The sequence below is a fragment of the Corallococcus sp. AB038B genome, from assembly GCF_003668955.1.
GTDB lineage: Bacteria > Myxococcota > Myxococcia > Myxococcales > Myxococcaceae > Corallococcus > Corallococcus exiguus.
On the sequence record NZ_RAWO01000001.1, the window covers coordinates 1400445 to 1419046 of the forward strand.

At 70.4% G+C, this 18602-nt stretch carries 16 protein-coding genes; 7 read left to right on the forward strand and 9 right to left on the reverse strand.

What is annotated here, in order from left to right:
* Positions 1-12 precede the first annotated feature (12 nt).
* Both D7Y04_RS05840 and D7Y04_RS05845 read right to left on the reverse strand, forming a co-directional pair.
* Positions 13-1665 (reverse strand): GMC family oxidoreductase, encoded by a 1653-nt coding sequence (locus D7Y04_RS05840; RefSeq protein ID WP_121758580.1) that lies wholly within the window; start codon positions 1663-1665, stop codon positions 13-15.
* Entirely contained in the window at positions 1662-2315 is a 654-nt protein-coding gene (locus D7Y04_RS05845) for a gluconate 2-dehydrogenase subunit 3 family protein (protein WP_121758581.1), read from the reverse strand. The genes D7Y04_RS05840 and D7Y04_RS05845 overlap by 4 nt, the downstream gene beginning before the upstream one ends.
* 179 nt (positions 2316-2494) lie before the next feature.
* On the opposite strand from D7Y04_RS05845, the gene D7Y04_RS05850 reads away from it, so the two are divergent.
* Together D7Y04_RS05850 and D7Y04_RS05855 are read left to right on the forward strand one after the other, a co-directional pair.
* Positions 2495-3814: a hypothetical protein gene (locus tag D7Y04_RS05850; protein WP_121758582.1), complete on the forward strand. Its 1320-nt coding sequence runs from the start codon at positions 2495-2497 to the stop codon at positions 3812-3814.
* Complete coding sequence (locus tag D7Y04_RS05855; RefSeq protein ID WP_121758583.1) at positions 3811-4362, forward strand: hypothetical protein; 552 nt, start codon at positions 3811-3813, stop codon at positions 4360-4362. The genes D7Y04_RS05850 and D7Y04_RS05855 overlap by 4 nt, the downstream gene beginning before the upstream one ends.
* Before the next feature lie 49 nt (positions 4363-4411).
* On the opposite strand, the gene D7Y04_RS05860 is transcribed toward D7Y04_RS05855, so the two are convergent.
* The 3 genes from D7Y04_RS05860 to D7Y04_RS05870 all read right to left on the reverse strand — a co-directional run bounded on the left by D7Y04_RS05860 (position 4412) and on the right by D7Y04_RS05870 (position 8431).
* Complete coding sequence (locus D7Y04_RS05860) at positions 4412-5059, reverse strand: DUF3332 domain-containing protein (RefSeq protein WP_121758584.1); 648 nt, start codon at positions 5057-5059, stop codon at positions 4412-4414.
* A gap of 59 nt (positions 5060-5118) precedes the next feature.
* Positions 5119-6483, reverse strand: a complete 1365-nt coding sequence (locus D7Y04_RS05865; RefSeq protein ID WP_121758585.1) for a sigma 54-interacting transcriptional regulator — start codon at positions 6481-6483, stop codon at positions 5119-5121.
* A 265-nt stretch (positions 6484-6748) separates the two neighbouring features.
* Positions 6749-8431 carry a hypothetical protein gene (locus D7Y04_RS05870; RefSeq protein WP_121758586.1) on the reverse strand — a complete coding sequence of 561 codons (1683 nt, stop codon included), beginning with the start codon at positions 8429-8431 and terminating at the stop codon, positions 6749-6751.
* A gap of 217 nt (positions 8432-8648) precedes the next feature.
* Between D7Y04_RS05870 and D7Y04_RS05875 the strand changes: the two genes are divergently transcribed.
* Positions 8649-9347 (forward strand): bifunctional 2-polyprenyl-6-hydroxyphenol methylase/3-demethylubiquinol 3-O-methyltransferase UbiG, encoded by a 699-nt coding sequence (locus tag D7Y04_RS05875; RefSeq protein WP_121758587.1) that lies wholly within the window; start codon positions 8649-8651, stop codon positions 9345-9347.
* A 7-nt stretch (positions 9348-9354) separates the two neighbouring features.
* Here the strand turns inward: D7Y04_RS05875 and D7Y04_RS05880 are convergent, their stop codons facing one another.
* On the reverse strand, positions 9355-10068 hold the full coding sequence (locus D7Y04_RS05880) for a response regulator transcription factor (RefSeq protein ID WP_120581425.1): 714 nt from the start codon (positions 10066-10068) through the stop codon (positions 9355-9357).
* Entirely contained in the window at positions 10065-11597 is a 1533-nt protein-coding gene (locus D7Y04_RS05885) for a cell wall metabolism sensor histidine kinase WalK (RefSeq protein WP_121758588.1), read from the reverse strand. The genes D7Y04_RS05880 and D7Y04_RS05885 overlap by 4 nt, the downstream gene beginning before the upstream one ends.
* A 255-nt stretch (positions 11598-11852) precedes the next feature.
* Here D7Y04_RS05885 and D7Y04_RS05890 point away from each other — a divergent pair, with 255 nt between their 5' ends.
* Together D7Y04_RS05890 and D7Y04_RS05895 are read left to right on the forward strand one after the other, a co-directional pair.
* Complete coding sequence (locus D7Y04_RS05890; protein ID WP_121758589.1) at positions 11853-13883, forward strand: c-type cytochrome; 2031 nt, start codon at positions 11853-11855, stop codon at positions 13881-13883.
* A gap of 95 nt (positions 13884-13978) precedes the next feature.
* Positions 13979-15088: a hypothetical protein gene (locus D7Y04_RS05895; protein ID WP_120581506.1), complete on the forward strand. Its 1110-nt coding sequence runs from the start codon at positions 13979-13981 to the stop codon at positions 15086-15088.
* 12 nt (positions 15089-15100) lie between these two features.
* Here the strand turns inward: D7Y04_RS05895 and D7Y04_RS05900 are convergent, their stop codons facing one another.
* Positions 15101-15877: a hypothetical protein gene (locus D7Y04_RS05900; RefSeq protein ID WP_147477045.1), complete on the reverse strand. Its 777-nt coding sequence runs from the start codon at positions 15875-15877 to the stop codon at positions 15101-15103.
* Positions 15878-16061: 184 nt separating this feature from the next.
* Here D7Y04_RS05900 and D7Y04_RS05905 point away from each other — a divergent pair, with 184 nt between their 5' ends.
* Both D7Y04_RS05905 and D7Y04_RS05910 read left to right on the forward strand, forming a co-directional pair.
* A complete protein-coding gene (locus D7Y04_RS05905) occupies positions 16062-17045 on the forward strand; it encodes a hypothetical protein (protein ID WP_233601379.1) in 984 nt (327 codons plus the stop codon).
* A gap of 35 nt (positions 17046-17080) precedes the next feature.
* Positions 17081-18088: an NAD(P)H-dependent glycerol-3-phosphate dehydrogenase gene (locus D7Y04_RS05910; protein ID WP_120599463.1), complete on the forward strand. Its 1008-nt coding sequence runs from the start codon at positions 17081-17083 to the stop codon at positions 18086-18088.
* 15 nt (positions 18089-18103) lie between these two features.
* Here the strand turns inward: D7Y04_RS05910 and D7Y04_RS05915 are convergent, their stop codons facing one another.
* Positions 18104-18565, reverse strand: a complete 462-nt coding sequence (locus D7Y04_RS05915) for a hypothetical protein (RefSeq protein ID WP_233596986.1) — start codon at positions 18563-18565, stop codon at positions 18104-18106.
* Between the last annotated feature and the right edge of the window lie 37 nt (positions 18566-18602).

An 18602-nucleotide genomic window follows, 5' to 3' on the forward strand; every position in this document is an offset into this window, starting at 1 on the left:
CGGCGCGCGGCTTCAGCCCTTGAGCGTGCGCACCAGGTGGTCCGCCACGCGGAAGCTGTTGGCGGCGATGGTGAGCGTGGAGGGCACGCTGCCGCCGGTGGGCATGAAGCTGCCGTCCACGACGTAGAGGTTCGGCACTTCGTGCGCGCGGCAGTGCTTGTCCAGCACGGAGGCCGCCGCGTCGTTGCCGAAGCGGCAGGTGCCGTGCTGGAGGATGGTCGTCTCACCCTGCGTGCCCACGCGCTCCACGCTGTCCGGGTCCAGGCGCATCAGCACTTCCTCGCCGCGCTCCACGAGGAAGCGCGTGGCGGCGAAGTCCGCCGGGTGCCGGTCCAGGGTGATGGCGGCCACGGGGATGCCGTACTTGTCCTTCACCTCGGGCTCCACCGTGACGGAGGTGCCGGGCGTGGGGAGGAACTCCGCGTAGACCTCGAACTCGAGGATGCGCGAGTCGCGGTACGCGCGCATGCGGTCCTTCAACTCCTTGCCGAACACGCCGGACTTGCCGCTGCCCGCCAGGCCCACCGCCGCGTAGATGGGGTTGGGGTGTGCCCACATGAAGCCCAGCGTGCCGCCCTTGCGGAAGCCGTGGCGCGCGTCCGGCATCACGTAGAAGTCCTGGAGGCTGCGGTTGACGAAGGGCGCCGGGTCCGTGAGCCACGGCCGCGCGGTCTTCTGCTTCGACACGCGGAAGTGCGCCCGCGAGCCGCCGAAGGAGCTGAAGAGGAGATTCTTCCCCACGAGCCCGCTGCCGTTGGCGAGCCCGTTGGGGAAGCGGCTGGAGGTGGAGTTGAGCAGCAGGCGCGCGCTCTCCACGGCGGTGGCGGAGGCGATGATGATCTTCGCCGGCTGCTCCTGCGCGACGCCGTCCTTGTCCAGGTACACCACGCTCTTCGCGCGGCCCTGCTTATCCACTTCGATGGAGCGCGCCATGCTGCCCGGGCGCACCTCCACGTTGCCGGTGGCGATGGCGTTGGGGATGAGGCTCGCGAGCGTGCTGCTCTTGGCGCCCGTCTCGCAGCCGTAGCTGCCGCACAGCGCGCAGTACGCGCACGGCGAACGGCCCTTGTACGCCTTGCTGATGATGCCGCGCGCGGTGGGCAGGGCGTGCCAGCCCATGGCCGCGCACACCTTGTCGATTTCGGACGCCACCGGGTGCACGTCCAGGGGCGGCAGCGGGTAGGGGCCGCTGCGGGGTTCCGCGAAGGGGTGGGGGATGGCCTGCCCGGACACGCCCAGCTCGGCTTCCGCCTTGTCGTAGAAGGGAGCCAGCTCCTCGTAGGAGATGGGCCAGTCCGCCACGGTGGTGCCGGGCACGGCGCCCAGCGTGGAGCGCAGGCGGAAGTCCACCGGCTTGAGGCGGTAGAAGAAGCCGCTCATGTGCACGGTGCCGCCGCCCACGCAGTTGGCGGTCCACGCGGCGTTGCTGCGCTCGTAGCGGCCCTTGGCCCCCTGGCGCACCAGGTGCGGCTCCTCCCACGGCAGCGGCATGAAGAAGTTGCGGCGGCTGTTGAGGATCTCGTCGTGGACGAAGTCCTTGGGCTGGTAGTGGCGGCCCTTCTCCAGCACCACGACCTTGAAGCCCGCGCGCCCCAGCTCCAGCGCGAGCGGCGCTCCGCCCGCGCCGCTGCCCACGATGCACACGTCCACGGAAGGCAGGCTCACGGGTGGTGACCTCCGCACTCGCGCAGGCACTTGGGCCCGTCGTAGCCCTCCGGGGGCGCCATGGCGAGCGTGCCCACGGTGTCGAAGCCCATCAGCCGCCAGCCCACGCGGCCCTTGTTGCCGCCGTAGGACGGGTCGCCCAGGAAGCCCTCCAGGCTGAGCGTCATCAACAGCTCGAAGAAGTGGGCCTCGCCGCTGCCGGCCGGGCTGTCCTTGAAGATGGCGAGCAGCTCGTCCTGCTGGGCGGGCGTGGCCTGCGCGAAGCCCTTCTGGAACATGCGCTGCGCGCGGCGCTCCAGCGCGGCCAGGCCCTGGAGGAAGTCGCGGTGCATGGACTCCAACCCCTGCGTCTCCAGGATGCGGTCGATGTAGAGCGCGACGTCCGCGTCCTGGGCGCCGGGGTCCTCGTCGCGGGGGAGGAGCCGCTCCACGGCTGCTGCGACGACGGCGTACTCGAAGGCGGAGAAGGTGCGCAGGGCCTGGCCGGCGGAGGTGGTGCCGGTGGGCTCCGCGGGCTTCTTCTCTTCCGCCTCCTTCGAACGTTTACACGCAATGCCACCCAGCAGCACCACGCCGCCGCCGAAGAAGGTGAGCCGCTGGATGAAGGTGCGCCGGGACAGCTTCGGGGGGAGCGAACGCGCGCGAGCCATGGCGCGCGAGCCTAACCCAGGTGCGTGTGTTTCACGGCACCTGAGAAGGGGCCGGGGTCGGTTGGCCGCCCACCGCGTGCGTGACGTGGGTCCGCACCGCGAGGCGTGACGGACAACGCGCGCGGCTGACATAGGATGGCGCGCTCAACCAGGCCGACTGAACCAAGGAGAAGGACCGCATGAAACGGCACGCGTGGCTACTGGGAGCGGCGCTCGCGCTGGGATGTGGCGGCGGCAAGCCGGCCAACCCGGACGCGGGCTCGAAGCCGCAGGATGATGGCGGAACGACGGAAACGCCCTTCGTGCGGCTGACGGTGGACACGAATCCGAGCGAGCAGCTCGCCATCTCCAACATCGCGATGGCGGTGGCCCCGGACGATCGCATCGGCATCGCGTACTTCGTGAAGGTGAACGACAAGGACTCCGAGCTTCGCTACCGCGAGGTGAAGGACGGCCAGGTGCAGGCGGAGGCGGAGAAGATCGCCACCGTGCAGCGCGTGTACGGCGTGTCGCTGGCGTTCAGCCCGTCCGGACAGCCCGCGGTGAGCTACCTGGGCGGCGGAAGTGACGATTCCGTCTTCTGGCTCCAGAGCGACCTGGCGGTGTCCTACCGCAACGCGAACGGCACCTGGACCGAGCGCATCGCCGTCACGACGGGCGACCAGGCCGTGGCGGGCAACGCGGTGAGCGACACGGGCTACCTGGTGGGGCTCAATCCCTCCATCGTCTTCAGCGGCAGTCAGGCCCTGGTTGTCTACCGCGACGGACACAACGGACAGTTCCCGCAGCAGGACTGGGCGGGCAGCGACGTGGAGCTGGCCAGCGGCGGGCCCACGGCGTGGCAGCACCGGGTGGTGGCGTCGGGCGGCGACCAGAAGGGCGCGTACGGCGGGCACCTCCAGATGTTGATGGCGGGTGATCAGCCGGCGCTGGTGTTCGACCAGGCCTTTGGCGCAGCGGACGCGCCGGGGCAGAACGTCTACTTCCAGCGCCGCAACGCGGACGGCACCACGTGGACGCCGCCGGTGCAGGTGCAGTCGGTGGGCAACACGATGCTGGGCGCGTCGATGGCGTATGACTCAACCATCGGCTTCGGCATCGCGGCGGTGGACCGCTCCAGCAGCCGGCTCACGCTCATCACCTGCGCGGGCACGACGGGGACGAAGTGCGCGGCGGCGGGGGACTGGACGACGCCGGATCCGGTGTACCAGACGGGCTCTGGCGGCTGGTACCCGTCGCTGGCGTTCGACCCGAAGACGCACGACCCGTCCATCGCGTTCCACATCTGCTCGCTGGAGTCCGGGCGCAACGAGGGCAGCTGCTCGCCGGCTGACGACGCGCTGATCATCGCCACGCGCGTGGAAGACCAGTGGCGCGAGGTGACGGTGGACACGGCGGGCGGCTGGTCGCCGAAGCTGGCGTTCCTGTCCTCCGGCCAGCGCGTGGTGCTCTACCGCGCGGGCGGCACGCAGGCCCTGACGCTGGCGGTGGAGCGGTGAGCCTCGCGGGACGCGCCGTGGCGGCGCTGGGGCTCGCGGCCGTGCTGAGCGGCGCGGGTGTCGTCGCGTGCCGCGGAGACAACGAGTTGTCCGGCAGCGTGTCGGAGCTGTTCCCCGTCACCGACGTGTCGAGGGTGGAGATCCGCCGCAACCCGGAGGCGCTCCAGGTGAGCTACTTCCGCAACAACGGCCTGGACGTGGACCTGGTCGCGCGGCTCACCGTGGACACGGAAGGCGTGGACATGAAGCCGGGCACGAAGGTGAACCTCGGCGGCACCACGCCCTCTGGCCGCGACCGCGCGTCGGTGGTGCATGTGGCCGCGGGTGAGCCCGCGCGCGTCTTCACCCAGGTGGAGCGCGGCGACCTGGTGCTGGACGAAGGCGGCAACGTGGGCGAGGCCACGCGCGGAGACTTCTCCCTGTCGTTCAAGAAGGGCGACGGCTACGGCGCGGGGCGCAGCATGGAGGGGACGTTCAACTCCCTGGCGCTCGACGCGGGCTTCGGCCCGGACCTGGGCGACGTGGTGGGTGAAGAGCCCGCGCCCTGAATCACTCCGGGGCTTCCGGTGGCTCGAACCGGAAGCCCTGGGTCTCATCTCACGGCGTGCAGGTGTCGAGCGTGGCCATGCCCTGGGAGAGCTGTCCCTGGTGCGTGGCGAACTGCGCGAGCGCGGGCGCGCCTCCGTCCAGGAAGAGCTGGCGCGCGGCGTCCACCGCGTCCCGTGCGTGCACCGTCACGGTGGAGCCGGTGGCGTCTGTCACCTTCACCGCGCCGTCCGTCTGGCCCTGCGCGCGGATGAGCAGGGCGCCCGCCTCGTCGCGCGCGACCATGCCGTCCTCCAGCGGCTCGAAGTAGCGCACCACGGGCTCCTGGCCCTCGCGCTGCAATTCCAGACGCATGACGCCGGACTCCACGTCGCGGGACATCTTCAGCGTGTCGGTGGGGCCCAGCTTCACGATGCGCGTGTTGGAGTCTTCGCCCTCCACGCTGCTCACCGGGTTGCTGCCGGTCCAGAACTCGATGCTGTTGACGACGAGCGCGTCCACCAGCGTGCCGATTTCATAGACGGGCACCACGACGAAGATGAGGAACACCAGCCACTGGACGAACTTGTTGCCGGAGATGCCCTTGTTGAACTGCCAGATCTTCGTCGTGAGCTTGAACGAGCCGAAGCAGCCCGTCGCACTCATCATCAGGACACCCGCGCACAGCACACCGAGCCAGCGGGACGGACGCAACTTCATGAAGCCCTCCTGGGGGATGGGGGACCGCGTGAAAGCGGCCGCACCATGCCACGAAGGCGTCAGTCCGGCTCGCTCTGAACGAGCCCGTACTTGTGAAGCAGCGAATAGAGGTGCTTGCGGTCCAGCTCCGCCTCGCGAGCGGCGCGGGCAATGTTGCCCCGGGCGCGGCCCAACAGGCGTGTGAGGTACTCGCGCTCGAAGGCGCGGACGAGCTCGTCCTTGCACACCTTGAACGGCCCGGTGAACTCCACCGGCAGGAAGTCCCCGGCGGGCGTGGGCACGTCGCGGGTGAACTCGCGCAGGAGGTTGTCCCCGGTGAGGCCCGGGATGTCCACCATGTGCCGGGCGCGCTCCAGGGCGTTGCGCAGCTCGCGCACGTTGCCCGGCCAGGTGTGCCCCAGGAACTGCTCTTGAATCTTCTCCGGCAGCCGGGGCCACAGGCCTTCGCCGGCGAAGGCCTCCACGAGCAGCGGGATGTCCTCCTTGCGGTCGCGCAGGGGTGGCAGGCTGAAGGTGAAGACAGACAGGCGGAAGTAGAGGTCCTCGCGGAAGCGGCCCGCCTGCGTCTCCGCCCACAGGTCCTTCTTGCTGGCCACGACGATGCGCGCGTCGAAGGAGATGGGCGTGGAGGAGCCCAGGCGGCGGAACTCGCGGTCCTCGATGGCGCGCAGCAGCTTGGGCTGCAGGTCCAGGGCGAGGTCGTCGATTTCGTCCAGGAAGAGGGTGCCGCCGTGGGCGCGCTCCAGGCACCCGATGCGCTGGCCCACCGCGCCGGTGAAGGCGCCCTTCTCATGGCCGAACAGCTCGGACTCGATGAGCGAGTCGGACACGCTGGCGCAGTCGAACACGACGAGCGGCCCGGCCGTGCGGGGGCTCAACTTGTGGATGGCCTTGGCGCCCGCGCCCTTGCCGGAGCCCGTCTCGCCCACCAGTAGCACGGTGGAGTCCGTGGGGGCGATGCGCTGGAGCAGCGCGAAGATTTGCCGCATGGGCACGCTGCGGCCCACGAGGTCGCCCAGCCGGTCCTCGACGGTGGGCTCCACCTGCACGGGCGTCATCTGCGGGCTGAAGCGCAGGCGCACGTCGCCCACTTCCAGCAGGGCACCGGGGCGCAGGTAGGCCTCACGCACCTGGGCGCCGTCCAGGAAGGTGCCGTTGGTGGAGCCCAGGTCCTGCACGAGGAAGCGGTCGCCCTGACGGCGCACCACCAGGTGGTTGCGGCTCACCGTGGGGTGGTCGATGACGACGTCGTTGTCGGTGGACTTGCCAACGCGCAGGTCCTCCGTGGCGAGCGGGTACACGGTGCCCGCGCGCTCGGTGTCCAGCAGCACCAGGTGGAAGCGCTGCGCGGACAGTCGCTCCGCCTGCGCACGGGCGACGACGACGGTGTGCGCGGGGATGGGGGCGGGAGGGACGGTGGACATGAGCGGGCAGGATTCTAGACGGCTTCCGGCCCGCGCGGGCTGTCTGTCGGTGCAGGCCGTGCCCGGCAGGTGGGTAGCCGGGCACGGCGCGTCAAAAGCGTGCGTGCCAGTTTGTTTTCTCGCGGTGCGAGACGCCCGCGACGTCCGCGGGTTGGGATACTTCAGGATGAAAGCATCGCGGTGGCCCAGGTGGGCGCCAAGACAACGGCCGCCCTCCCCATGACAGGAAGGACGGCCGTGTCAGGACTTCGGTGTGGATGCGGCGTCAGTCGCCTTCGTAGATGCCGATGAGGCCCGGCGTGACGACGCCCGTCTTCGCGTTCTTGGTGCCTTCGAAGGAGACGAGGACGCGGCGCTTGCCGGCGGAGCGGTCGAACTGGATGTCGGACACGCTGCTGACGGAGGTGAGCACGTTGCCGAAGACGTCACCGCTGTACTTCACCGTGCCGCCACCCTTCAGGCGCGTGATGCCGCCCCACCAGTTGGCGCCCACCCAGAGGCTTCCATCCCACGGGTCCGTCGCCACGGAAGAGGTCGGGGCCATCGCGGGGTTGCTGCCGCTGGCGGGCGCGTAGTTGACCAGGTCCTGCATCACCTTGGTCTCCACGGCTCCGTCGGCGCTCAGGCGGGCGAGGCCGAAGTAGAAGGAGCTCACCCACACGCCGCCGTTGGACGCCGGAGCCATGCCGGAGACGTTGTCGTCCACGCGCTGCGCCGCGGTGGGGTAGTTCGGCACGGCGTCAGGCCAGATGTCGAAGCGGTTCCATTCGTAGCCCGCGTCTTCCGTCTCGCTCTGGGCCGACCAGTAGTCGTCCCCGTTGGTGCCGTAGCGGAAGCGCGTGGAGCGGATCTGCCCGCCGAAGAAGACGTCGTGATTCTCCGTGATGGAGACGCCGTAGTAGCGGTCCGAGAGCAGCTCGCCCTTGGAGCCGGAGATGGCGGGGTGCACGTGCTCATAGAGTCCCGCGCACTCGAACTCCCACTTGAAGCCTTCGGTGTTCCAGGGGCGCGGATCCCAGCAGTACGACGGGACGATGCCGTTGAACTTCGCGTCGCCCATGGCGAAGCCGTGGTTGCCGCCAAACCAGACGACCTCCTTCACCGGGTCGTAGGCGATGCGGTAGACGGTGCAGAGCTTCTCGCGTCCGCGCAGCTCCGCGCCCACCTTCTTGGGGCCGGTGTGGATGTCGTAGTGCACGACATCAATCGTGCCATCCGCCTTGAGCGTCACCTTGTCCGCGTCACCGCTCTTGTAGACGCTGGCGTCCGGCTCCCGATGGGCGTTCTCCGCCTGGTCCCACTCGTCCTCGCAGGTGGGCATGCCCGCCTTGGGCGGCTTGCCGGCGTAGCCGACGAACACCGTGCCCGAGGGGCCACCCGCCACGGAGATGACCTTGAGGTACGGAACTCCCGCGGGAGGGCCGCCCACTCCGTCGCGCATGCGGCCGAAGGGATGGAGCCCTTCGGACATCGTGAAGCGCTGGATGGAGTTGGAGCCCTTCTTGATGAGGAACAGGCCTTCCTCGCCGCCCGCGACCCAGACGTTGCCGCCCTGGTCCGCGGAGATGCCGTAGACGTAGCGCGGCGCTCCCTGCTCCTGGTTGTAGAACGTCCAGCCCGGAGCCGAGGGGCGGGGATAGGTCTGAACCTTCTCCGGAACCCCTGCGTCGGTGCCGGCATCCGTGCCCGCGTCGGTACCGGTTCCCGTGCCCGTGCCCGCATCCGTCCCGGTGCCCGCGTCGGTTCCAGCATCCGTGCTCGTGCCGGCATCCGTGCCTGCGTCCACCTCGCCCGTGCCCGCGTCCGGCAGCCGCGGATCCTCCACGGGCGTCACCGGCACCACCGGGTCATCCACCTGTCGCGTGTCGCCGTCGTCCCCGCCGCAGCCCGTCCACCCCAGCGCTCCCACCAGGAGGAGCGCTCCCGTCCACCGCCACCCGTGCCTCATATGCCGACCACCTCACACTGGGCCGGAGGAAGGTCCCCCGGCACGAAGCCATTGTTCGTGGCCATCAAGGCAAGGAGGGTGCCAGCCCCGGAGGGCCGGCCACCGTTGGGACGTCGCCGGTGGGCGTCCGTTGCTCGACAGGGCGTGGGCAACCGTTTGCCCATTGTGTGAACGCCGGGGTCCCGGAGCGGCCCCCAACCGTGCTAGGGCCTGGGCAATGGCAGGCAACGACGCACGCGGCCGCACCCCGCTGTCCCTCGTGGGACAGGAGCCGGACCTCGTCTTCTACACACGGCAGGCTGCCGAACACGGCGGGCCCGTGCTCGTGCTGGGCGCCGCCAACGGCAGGGTGCCCTGGTCGCTCGCGGGGCACGGCTTCTCCACCGTCGGCGTGGACCCCTCCGAGGCGATGATCCGCTCCGCCGAGGAGCGCCGCGCCTCCGAATCGCCGGAGGTCTCCGAGCGCACGCGCCTCATCGCCTCCGACCCCCGTGCGCTGCGGCTGCCGGAGCAGTTCCCCCTGGTGCTCGCCCCGCAGCACGCGCTGGGCCTGATGTCCGGCCGCGACGACCTGGAGGCGTTCCTCGCCACCGTGCGCCACCACCTGGCCCCCGGCGGCACCTTCATCTACGACGTGCTCAACGCCCCGCGCGAACCCGTGCTGCCTCGCGACGATGACGAGCCCGGCGCCGCCGTGGAGCCCCGCCGCCCCCTCTTCGCGCTGCACCTGCGCGAGCGGCGTCCGGCCGGCGGACAGAGCCCCATCCGCCGCCTCAAGCTGAAGCACTTCCTCCCGGTGGAACTGGAGACCGCCCTCACCGCCAGCGGCCTCACCCTGCGAGAGCGCTTCGGACGCTTCGACGGCAAGCCCTTCGACCTGGAGGACCTGCGCCAGATTGGCGTCGCCGGGACGTGAGCGCCCTTCAGCGCTCGAAGCGGTAGCCCAGGCCGCGCACGGTGAGGAAGTGCCGGGGCGCTTCCGGATCCGACTCGAACTTCAGCCGCAGCTGGCGCATGAAGTTGTCCACCGTGCGCGCGCTGCCTTCGTAGTGGTAGCCCCACGCGCCGGACAGCAGCTCCTCGCGGGTGAAGGTGCGGCCCGGGTGCGCCAGGAAGTGCGCCAGCAGCTTGAACTCCTGCGCCGTCAGCTCCACCTGCTGTCCATCGCGCGCCACCGTGCGCTGGGACAGGTCCACCTTCACGTCCCCGAACGTCACCGGCGGCGGCGTGATGCCCGTGGCCCCGAACCGGCGGCGCAGCACCGCCTTGATGCGCGCGAGCAGCTCCTGCAACCCGAAGGGCTTCACCACGTAGTCGTCCGCGCCCAGGTTGAGACCCAGGATCTTGTCCGACTCCTGGCCCCGCGCGGACAGCACCACCACCGGCGTGTCGCGGCCGCGCTGGCGCAGCTCGCGGATGACTTCGTAGCCGTTCAGCTCCGGCAGCATCAGGTCCAGCACCAGCAGGTCCGGCGCCTCGTCCAGCGCCTTGGCCAGGCCCGTGCGGCCGTCCTGGGCCTGGAGCACTTCGTAGCCTTCGAAGCGCAGGTTCATGGACACGCCGGTGAGGATGGACAGGTCGTCCTCCACCACCAGGATGCGCTGGGGCTTCTCCTCTTGAGGGACGGACGTGCTCATGCGCGGCTCACCGGGAGCTGGAGGGTGAAGCAGCTGCCCTGGCCGGGCTCGCTCTTCACGGTGATGCGGCCGCCGTGCGCGTCCACGATGCGCTTGCTGATGGCGAGCCCCAGGCCGCTGCCCTCCGTCTTGCGCGTGAGCAGGTTGTCCACCCGGTAGAAGCGCTCGAAGATGCGCTTGCGGTCCTTCTTGGCGATGCCCACTCCGTTGTCCTCCACCGACAGGTTCACGTGTCCGCCGTCTCTCTGTGCCCGGAGGGCGATTCTGCGGTGGGCGGGCCCACTGTACTTGTAGGCATTCTGCAACAGGTTGAGCAGCGCGCCCGCCACCGCGACCCGGTCCACGTCGACATGGGGGAGCCCGTCGTCCACCTTCACGGTGAACTCCATGCCGTCGCCGTGGCGCTGCGTGCGGAAGGCCACCACCGCCGCGTCCACCACGTCCGTCACCGGCAGCGACTCGCGCTGGTACACCTTGCGGCCGCTCTCGATGCGCGCCCAGTCCAGCACCCGTTCGATGAGGTCCGACAGGCGCTCGGTCTCCTTCGTGAGCAGGTCCAGCACCTCCTGCTGCTGCGCCGGGTCCTTCAGCCGGCCCAGGGCCAGCGTCTCGATGAACATCCGGATGGAGGTGAGCGGCGTGCGCAGTTCATGGCTCACCAGCGACACGAAGTCCGTCTTCATGCGCGACAGGCGCGCCTCGCGGTAGAGCACGCGGGCCGTGTAGCCCACGCCGAAGGTGAGCGTCAGGTAGAACAGGCCCAGCAGCACGCCGTACACGGCGCGGTTGCGAGTGGACGCGCTCGCCACGGGGTCCTCGCCGGTGGGCAGCACGACCAGGCGGAAGTCCTGCAACGGCGCGGACAGCACCCGCTCCGCGAGCACCGGCTGCCCCAGCGCGTTCTGCCGGGCCTGGGCCACCTCCGACATCAGCCGGTTGACGAGCCCGCCCTCGCTGGACGTGTCACGCGGCACGGGCAGCAGCGTGAAGCGCACCGGCTCCGACGTGGCCCGGCCCTGCGCCTTGTCCGACAGGAGCGAGTCCAACGCCACGCCCGACAGCCGCACGCCCCGCACGGTGGCGCCCTGGCGCTCGGCGGCCACCATCACCGCGCGGCCGCTCGTGGAGAGCGAGAAGACGGTGGGCACGGTGGGCAGCGAAGCGGCCTCTGGCACCAGCGCCGCCAGGGACTCCGCCAGCTGCGGGTCCTTCGTGCGCACTAACCCGTTCTCCACGTGGAAGGTGCCGTCCGGGTCGGACAGCTCCTGGTCATCCGGCAGGAGGAAGGCCAGCCGTTCGCTGCCCACGCGCTCCAAGCGTCCGCTGTTGAGCGCGCGAGGCACCTCCGCGGACAGGTCCGCCAGCGTCCCCCGCCACGCGGCCTCCAGGCGTTTCTCCACCGCGGCGCGCTCGTTGATGATGGCCACGACGCCGAAGCCGGACAGGCCGGCCGAGGGCAGCACGACCAGCAGGATGAGCAGCGCGAACGTGCGTCGGAAGCTGAGGATGACGGGCGCGGGACGAGACACGGCCCCCCGTGTCTACACGCGACGGCGGCCGGGTGCTCGCGGCTTTTGGGGGAGGGGGGAGTCTTCCCGACATTGTCCGGAGGCGCACGGCGGGTGGAGAGGACGTCGACTTCGGGGGGCGGGTGAGCGAGCATGCGGCCCTCGGGAAGGCGTGTGAGCAGGGCCGGCACGCTTCCGGACAGGCCGTGGGGCATGCGCGCAGGGTGGGGCCGGAGGAGCGCGCGAAAGCCTTCGCGGGAGGGGATGGCATTTCCGATGCGACGGCAGGGATGGGCCGCGCTGTGCGCGGTGACGACGCTGGTGCTGTCGGGTTGCAAGGAGCGTGAGGTCGCGGGCACCTGGAGCAATTCCTCCGGGTCCGTGGCGCTCAGCCGGGACGACTCGCTGCTCTACGTGGTGGACGCGGACAACGGCATCCTCGCCGTGGTGGACACCGCGCGCCGGGAGAAGGTGTCCGAGGTGCGGGTGGGCCCGCGTCCGGAGCGCGTGACGGTGGGCCCGGACGACACCGTGTACGTGACGAACCGGGGCGGCAGGAGCGTGTCCGTCATCCGGAAGGGAGACGCGGTGGAGGCCGCGCGCGTTGAAGTGGGCGTGGAGCCCACGGGGATGGCGCTGTCTCCGGATGGCAGCACGCTGTACGTGGTGAACAGCGCCATGCGTGAGTCCGCCGCGCGGGGCAGCCTCACCGCCATCGACACGGGCACGCTCACGGCGCGCTGGGAGCTGCCGCTGGGCGAGGAGCCGCGAGGCATCGCGCTGCTGGAGGACGGCCGCAAGGCGGCGGTGTCGCTGTTCCGGCAGGGCGACGTGATGACGGTGGACCTGTCGGACGCGAACCAGCCCCAGGTGATGCGCGGCGGCACGGACCTGCTCGCGAAGGCGAACCGGCCGTCGCCCCCTGCTGCCCCCTCGGAGTTCGAACCGCTGCCCATGAATCCCCAGCAGGGCCCGCGCTCCTTCCGGTCGCGCGGCATGGTGGACCTGTTGAGCGCTCCGGATGGCCGGCGCCTCTTCGCGCCAGTGCTGTGGTCGCGCGAGGATCCGCTGGGCGGGCCCGTGGACGGCCGCGGACCCAATCCGGGAGAGTCGATGTACGGCGGCGGGACGCCCTGCGGCGCGTCGGCCGGTGGCGGCGTGGTGGCCGCGGGCCTCATCACCTTCGACGCGGAGGACGAAGCGCCCCGCCCGGTGGTGGACGACCTGGACGAGTGCAAGCCGCCGCCGGAGGAGAAGCCGGACTACCCCACGTCGCTCGTCGCGAGCCCCTTGTTCGACACGCCCCTGCAGGGGCCGGCGGCGGCGGTGGTGGACCCCACGGGCGCGTGGCTGTTCCTGGTGAACCAGGACTCGAACAACGTGGCCATCCTGCCCTCGTGGCGCCGCTCCGGTTCGGACCTGGTGAACGAGACGAGCCCGGTGCGGCAGCTGATTGCCGTGGGGGCGGGCCCCAACGGCATCGCGCTCACGCGGGACGGTCGCAAGGCGTACGTCTACAACGCGTTCGACCACACGGTCAGCACGCTGGGGTCCAGCGGCAACGCGTTAGGGGACATCCGCGAGGAGGGTGAGCGCCTGGTCATCGTGGGCGACACGCTGTCGCCGATGGCGGCGGCGGGCCGGCGGTTGTTCTTCAGCGCGGTGGATGCGCGGATGACCAGCCCGTCCGTGGCGGTGTCCTGCGCGTCGTGCCACCTGGAGGGCCGCGAGGACGGCCACGTGTGGGGCTTCCCGGACGGGCCGCGCCAGACGCCCAGCCTGGCGGGTCGCATGACCACGGCGACGGCGCCCTTCCACTGGAGCGGCGAGTTCTCCGCGCTGGGGGACTTCATGAGCGCCACGGTGAAGGACCGCATGGGCGGCCAGGAGCTGGACGCGGACACGGTGGCGAAGCTGGGAGCGTTCATCGACGCCATCCCCGCGCCGGACAACGCGTTCCAGGGCGAGCCGCTGACGGCGTCCCAGACGCGCGGCGCCGCCCTCTTCACGCAGGCGAAGTGCGACACGTGCCACACGGGCGCGGCGCTCACGGACAACCGCAACGTGGACGTGGGCACGTTCGTGCTCTCGGGCGTGCTGCAGGACGCGGCGGCGGTCATCAAGGCGGGGCTCAACACGCCGTCGCTGCTGGGCGTGGGCCGCACCGCGCCGTACCTGCATGACGGCAGCGCGCCCACGCTCAAGGCCCGCCTGATGAACGGCCGCGAGACGAACCTGCACGGCACGACGGCGGGGCTGTCCGACGCGGACATGGACGACCTGGTGGCGTACCTGGAGACGCTGTAGCGAACCGCACCGGCGCGGTCATTCCCTCGGGAGATGGCCGCGCCGCGAAGGGTTCTTGCTTGAGCCGTGCCGCGAGGGCATGGAGACCCCCGCTCATGGGTCCCACCTCTCAGTCGGCGGGTTCGCTCCGTCTCAAGATCGCGTCTTCGCCCTGGGGCCTGGTGGCGCTGCTCCTGGTCCACCACTTCGGGCTCTGGGCGTGGACGGCCTGGCGCCGGGACATCCCACCGCTCCTGGTGTTGGATCGCTGGGACTCGCACCACTACAGCACGCTGGTCCTGGAGGGTTACTCATGGCCCCTCTGGGCCTTCCTGCCGCTGTACCCGGGCCTGGTCTGGCTGGTGCGGCAGGGGCTGGGGGGCACGCTGCCGCCCCAGGTCGTCGGCGCGGCCCTGTCCACGGCATGCCTGCTGGGCTTCGTCGCGTGGAACACCCATTGGGCGCGGCAGGGGCCGGAGCGCGAAGGGATGACGGCCCGGACGCCTTGGGGGTGGTTCGTCTTCCTCTACGCTCCCGCCAGCTTCGCGCTCCATTCGCACCACACGGAGGGGCTCTTCCTGCTCCTGTCGTTCGGGGCCCTGGCGTGTGCTTCGCGTGGGCTGCTCCTGCCCTCGGCCGTGCTGGTTTCGCTGTGCATCTTCACGCGTAACCAGGGCTGCTTCGTGGCCATCGCCGCCGCGCTCCTGGCAGCCATGCGCGAACCGTCGTGGCGCGAGCGCTTCGTGCGGTTCGGCTTCATGGGGTGTCTGGCGCTGGTGGCGTTCGGAGGTTTGCTCGTCTTCGAGTGGAGCCGCTCCGGCGACCCCTTCATGTTCCTGAAGGCCCAGCGGGAGTGGAATCACGTGGACTCTGTCTGGGGCGCCATCCGGGGGCTGTGGTTCGGCAATCCCTGGCACAAGGGATTCAACGGCTGGCTGGTGCTGCGGAACGTCTTCGGGGCCGCGTGGCTGGTGTTCGGGGTGATGTTGTGGCGACGCGACCGGGCCCTGGGCCTTTATGTCCTGCTGTCACTTCTGGTGATGCTGCCTCAAGGCGACCTGGGAAATGCCTTCCGCTTCGGCGCGGTGCTCTTCCCGGTCATGTTCGTCGCGGGCGACTGGCTGGCCACGCGTCCCAAGGCGTTGCGCTGGACGGTGGCACTGCTGCTCGTGTGGCTCAATCACAAGGCCACCCACGCCTACGCCATCGCGAAGTGGCCTTACTGAGTCCGCCGCGGGCTACTGCGCCGAGGGCGCGGGCTTCTTCGCAGCCGGTGCGGGAACCACGGGCTTCGGCGCCATCGCGGCGGGACGCGGGGCAGGGGAGGGCGGCGGCACGGAGCCTGGAGGCGCGGAGAGCAGGTCCTTCGAGCCCGAGCGCGGCGCGGTAAGGCTGTCCATCGGCTCCAGCGGTTCATCCAGCAGAAGGCTGTCCCCCGCGTCGGCCGGAAGCTCCGAGCCCGCGTCCGCCGTCGTATCCCTCACGCCGTGATTCGACGTCACCGCGAGCCGGGCCACGTCCATCGCGCGGTCGGGGTCATCCCCCAGCCAGGTCACGACCACGACGCACGGCGTGTCGTCATCCCACGCCACCACCTGCGTCATGCCCTGCACGGGGTTACGGCGCGCGGCGGCCTTGCCCAGCGCCGGAATCTCCTCACCGCCCACGTTCAGCGTGGGCTCGAGCAGCGCGCGCACATCCGCGTTCGCGTAGTTCGGCTGGCAGTCATACGCCACCGACACGGACACGCCCGCCAGCGCCGCTGAACGCAGCGAGCACACGGGCCCGCACGTGGGACACGCGCGTTCCTCCTTCATCGTGAAGCCGTTCAGCGTGAGGTCGCGCAGGTCCGCTGGAAGCAGCTCCTCGCACGAGGGCAGCGTCAGAGTGGACGGCCGTCCCGGAATCCCGATGACCCCCGCATCCGACGCTCCCGTCGCGTCCGTGCCCGCACCGGGCCTGCTGCACGCGCCCAGGGCGAGCGCCATCAGCAGTGCACCCCGTCCGACCCTCATCCCGTTGGCTCTCCTCACCGACGCCATGCGCGCGGCGCGGATGGTAGACCGTGCCCGGCCCTCGTCATCAGCATTGTGGCGCGGCTGCCGCTTTCCGGACGCGACCGGATGGCGGGAGAGAGGTCGGGCAGGCCGGCCTCGTTCATGGGCGGAGCGTGGGCTAGGCTGCCTGCCTTCCTCCACCATGCGCCTCCCCGGTTTCCTCAGCCTGTCGATCCTGGTCCTGGCGCCGGCCATTCCCGCCCGGGCCCAGACATCCAGTCCGCCTCCCCGGAGCGCGACCCCCGACGAGTCCTGGAGCGAACCCGGCAAGCCCGCTTCGGAAGCCCCACCGGCCCCCGCGAGTCCCCAGGCCGCTCCCGGCGAGGAAGTCCCCTCCCGCGTTCAGCCGCCGCCCGAAGCCGAGGGCTGGGAGTCCTTCCCCGGGGCCTCCAGCCCCGCTCCTGTCCCCGCGCCGCCTCCGCCTCCGCCGCCCCGGGCCGCTCCGACGCCACTCGCCGAGCCGCCATCCGCGCGCCGTCGCGTCAAGGCTCCCCGTCCGCCGCCTCCACCCCAGGCTCCCAATCGCTACGGGCTCTACGGCGGCCGGTCACTGGGCTCCGGACACGCGGGCGTGGGCATGGAGCTGGGCTTCCCCTTCGTGTCCGCGCGCGGCATGTACGGCGTGCTGGAGCACCTGGACCTGGGGCTGGGCGTGGACACCGTCTACGGCCTGATGACCGAGCTGCGCGCCAGCGTCCGCTTCACCCTCCTGGACAGCGACAACGTCAGCCTCGCCTTCGTGGTGGACGGCGGCCATGCGTTCTTCCTGCGTCCCCCGGACACGGAGGACAAGGGCGCGCGCTACCTGAGCGGCCGGCGCGACTGGAACGTGGCCCCGGGGCTGGTGGCGTCCTTCCAGGGCGACAGCCCGCGCGCGTGGCGGCCGTACCTGGACGTCCGAGCCTTGATGGCCTTCGACATGGACCCCATCCAGAAGGATCCGCTGTCTGGCGTGCCGCCCGCGTGGAAGCTGGATGCGTCCGTCCTTGTCCGGCTGGGCGCGGAGTTTCCCGTGGGTGAGAAGACGTCCTACGCTGTCTCGTTCGGTGGCGACTTCCGCAGCCGCTCCTCGGACGCGGAGTTCATGCCCACGCTGTCCGTGGGCGTGGTGTCCACGCTGTTCTGAAATCCCCCTTCCCCCTCTCGACCCGAGGTCAGCTCATGCGCGGCAGTGTCATCGGTGCAGGTTCGTTCGGAACGGCGCTCGCCAACGTGCTCGCGGTGAATTGCGACGAAGTCCGCCTGTGGGGCCGTGAGCCCTCCGCCGTGGAGGCCATCAACACCCACCACGAGAACGCCACCTACCTCAAGGGCATCCCCCTCTCCGAGCGCGTGCGCGCGACCACGGACCTGGAGGAGGCGCTGGCCGGCTCGGAGATGGTGGTGCTCGCCACGCCCAGCCACGCCACGCGCGAGGTGCTCGCGCGCGCCAAGGACTTCCTGCCCAAGAGCGTGCCGCTCGTCACGGTGTCCAAGGGCATCGAGAACGGCACGCTGCTCACCATGACGGAGCTGCTGGAGGACTGTCTGCCGGAGGAGTTCCACCCGTACGTCGCGGTGCTCTCCGGCCCCAGCTTCGCCAAGGAACTGGCCCGTCGCATGCCCACGGTGGTGACCATCGCGTCGCACTGGGACAAGGTGGCCCAGCGCTGTCAGAAGGCGCTCCAGACGGACACCTTCCGCTCGTACACGTCCACGGACGTGGTGGGCGTGCAGTACGGCGGCGCGCTGAAGAACGTCATCGCCATCGCCGCGGGCATGGCGGACGGCCTGGGCATGGGCCACAACGCGCGGGCCGCCATCATCACGCGCGGCCTGGCGGAGATTACGAGGCTGGCGGTGCGCAAGGGCGCCAACCCGCTGACGCTCTCCGGCCTGTCCGGCATGGGCGACCTGGTGCTCACCTGCACGGGCGAGCTCAGCCGCAACCGCCACGTGGGCATGGAGCTGGGCAAGGGCCGCAAGCTGCCGGACATCCTCGCGGAGATGAAGGAGGTCGCCGAGGGCGTGAAGACCGCCAAGAGCGCGCGCGACCTGTCCATCAAGACGGGCGTGGAGCTGCCCATCTGCGAGCAGGTCTACCTCATCGCCTACGAGGGCAAGAACGCCAAGATGGCCGTCGTGGACCTGATGACGCGCCAGCCGAAGTCGGAGCTGTCCGGCGTCTGAAGACGCCGCGAGGTGCTAGTAGCGGCGCGGCTTCGCTTCGGGGCTTGCGCCGCGCACGCGCCACACGGTGAGCCGCTCGGAGTTGGTGTGGCTCAGGACGAGTCCTTCCGTCTGCATCTCCTCCAGCAGGCGGTTCGTCTTGAGCCGGTCCAACCCGATGGTGCGGCCCAGCAGGTCGCCGGGCATGCCGCTCAGGTTGGAGCGCAGCTGGTTGATGATGGCGCGCTTGAACTCGTTCTTCTGCAGGCCGTCGATGTCCTGCGTTCTCCACGCGGACAGGATGCCCCAGCCGATGAGCAGCAGCGTCACCACGGCGATGACCGGGTAGACGATGTGGCTGTTCTTCTCGAGCAGCTCGATGTAGCCGGTGGTGATGGACGAGACGGGCCGGTCGTAGTCCGGCCCGGAGTCCTGACCGGGCAGGCCTTCGATTTGGGCCGTCAACAGAGGGATGAGCAGTTTCAGCGCGGGAGCCAAGGCCCCCCGACTCTACGGGGAGGGCCCCCGCGCCGAC

Bases quoted from the DNA above. Each gene is read 5' to 3' on its own strand.
- D7Y04_RS05910 (WP_120599463.1), top strand. From the start codon at position 17,081: ATGCGCGGCAGTGTCATCGGTGCAGGTTCGTTCGGAACGGCGCTCGCC.
- D7Y04_RS05865 (WP_121758585.1), bottom strand. From the start codon at position 6,483: ATGTCCACCGTCCCTCCCGCCCCCATCCCCGCGCACACCGTCGTCGTC.
- D7Y04_RS05860 (WP_121758584.1), bottom strand. From the start codon at position 5,059: ATGAAGTTGCGTCCGTCCCGCTGGCTCGGTGTGCTGTGCGCGGGTGTC.
- D7Y04_RS05895 (WP_120581506.1), top strand. From the start codon at position 13,979: ATGGGTCCCACCTCTCAGTCGGCGGGTTCGCTCCGTCTCAAGATCGCG.
- D7Y04_RS05905 (WP_233601379.1), top strand. From the start codon at position 16,062: ATGCGCCTCCCCGGTTTCCTCAGCCTGTCGATCCTGGTCCTGGCGCCG.
- D7Y04_RS05875 (WP_121758587.1), top strand. From the start codon at position 8,649: ATGGCAGGCAACGACGCACGCGGCCGCACCCCGCTGTCCCTCGTGGGA.
- D7Y04_RS05870 (WP_121758586.1), bottom strand. From the start codon at position 8,431: ATGAGGCACGGGTGGCGGTGGACGGGAGCGCTCCTCCTGGTGGGAGCG.
- D7Y04_RS05880 (WP_120581425.1), bottom strand. From the start codon at position 10,068: ATGAGCACGTCCGTCCCTCAAGAGGAGAAGCCCCAGCGCATCCTGGTG.
- D7Y04_RS05850 (WP_121758582.1), top strand. From the start codon at position 2,495: ATGAAACGGCACGCGTGGCTACTGGGAGCGGCGCTCGCGCTGGGATGT.
- D7Y04_RS05900 (WP_147477045.1), bottom strand. From the start codon at position 15,877: ATGAGGGTCGGACGGGGTGCACTGCTGATGGCGCTCGCCCTGGGCGCG.
- D7Y04_RS05845 (WP_121758581.1), bottom strand. From the start codon at position 2,315: ATGGCTCGCGCGCGTTCGCTCCCCCCGAAGCTGTCCCGGCGCACCTTC.
- D7Y04_RS05890 (WP_121758589.1), top strand. From the start codon at position 11,853: ATGCGACGGCAGGGATGGGCCGCGCTGTGCGCGGTGACGACGCTGGTG.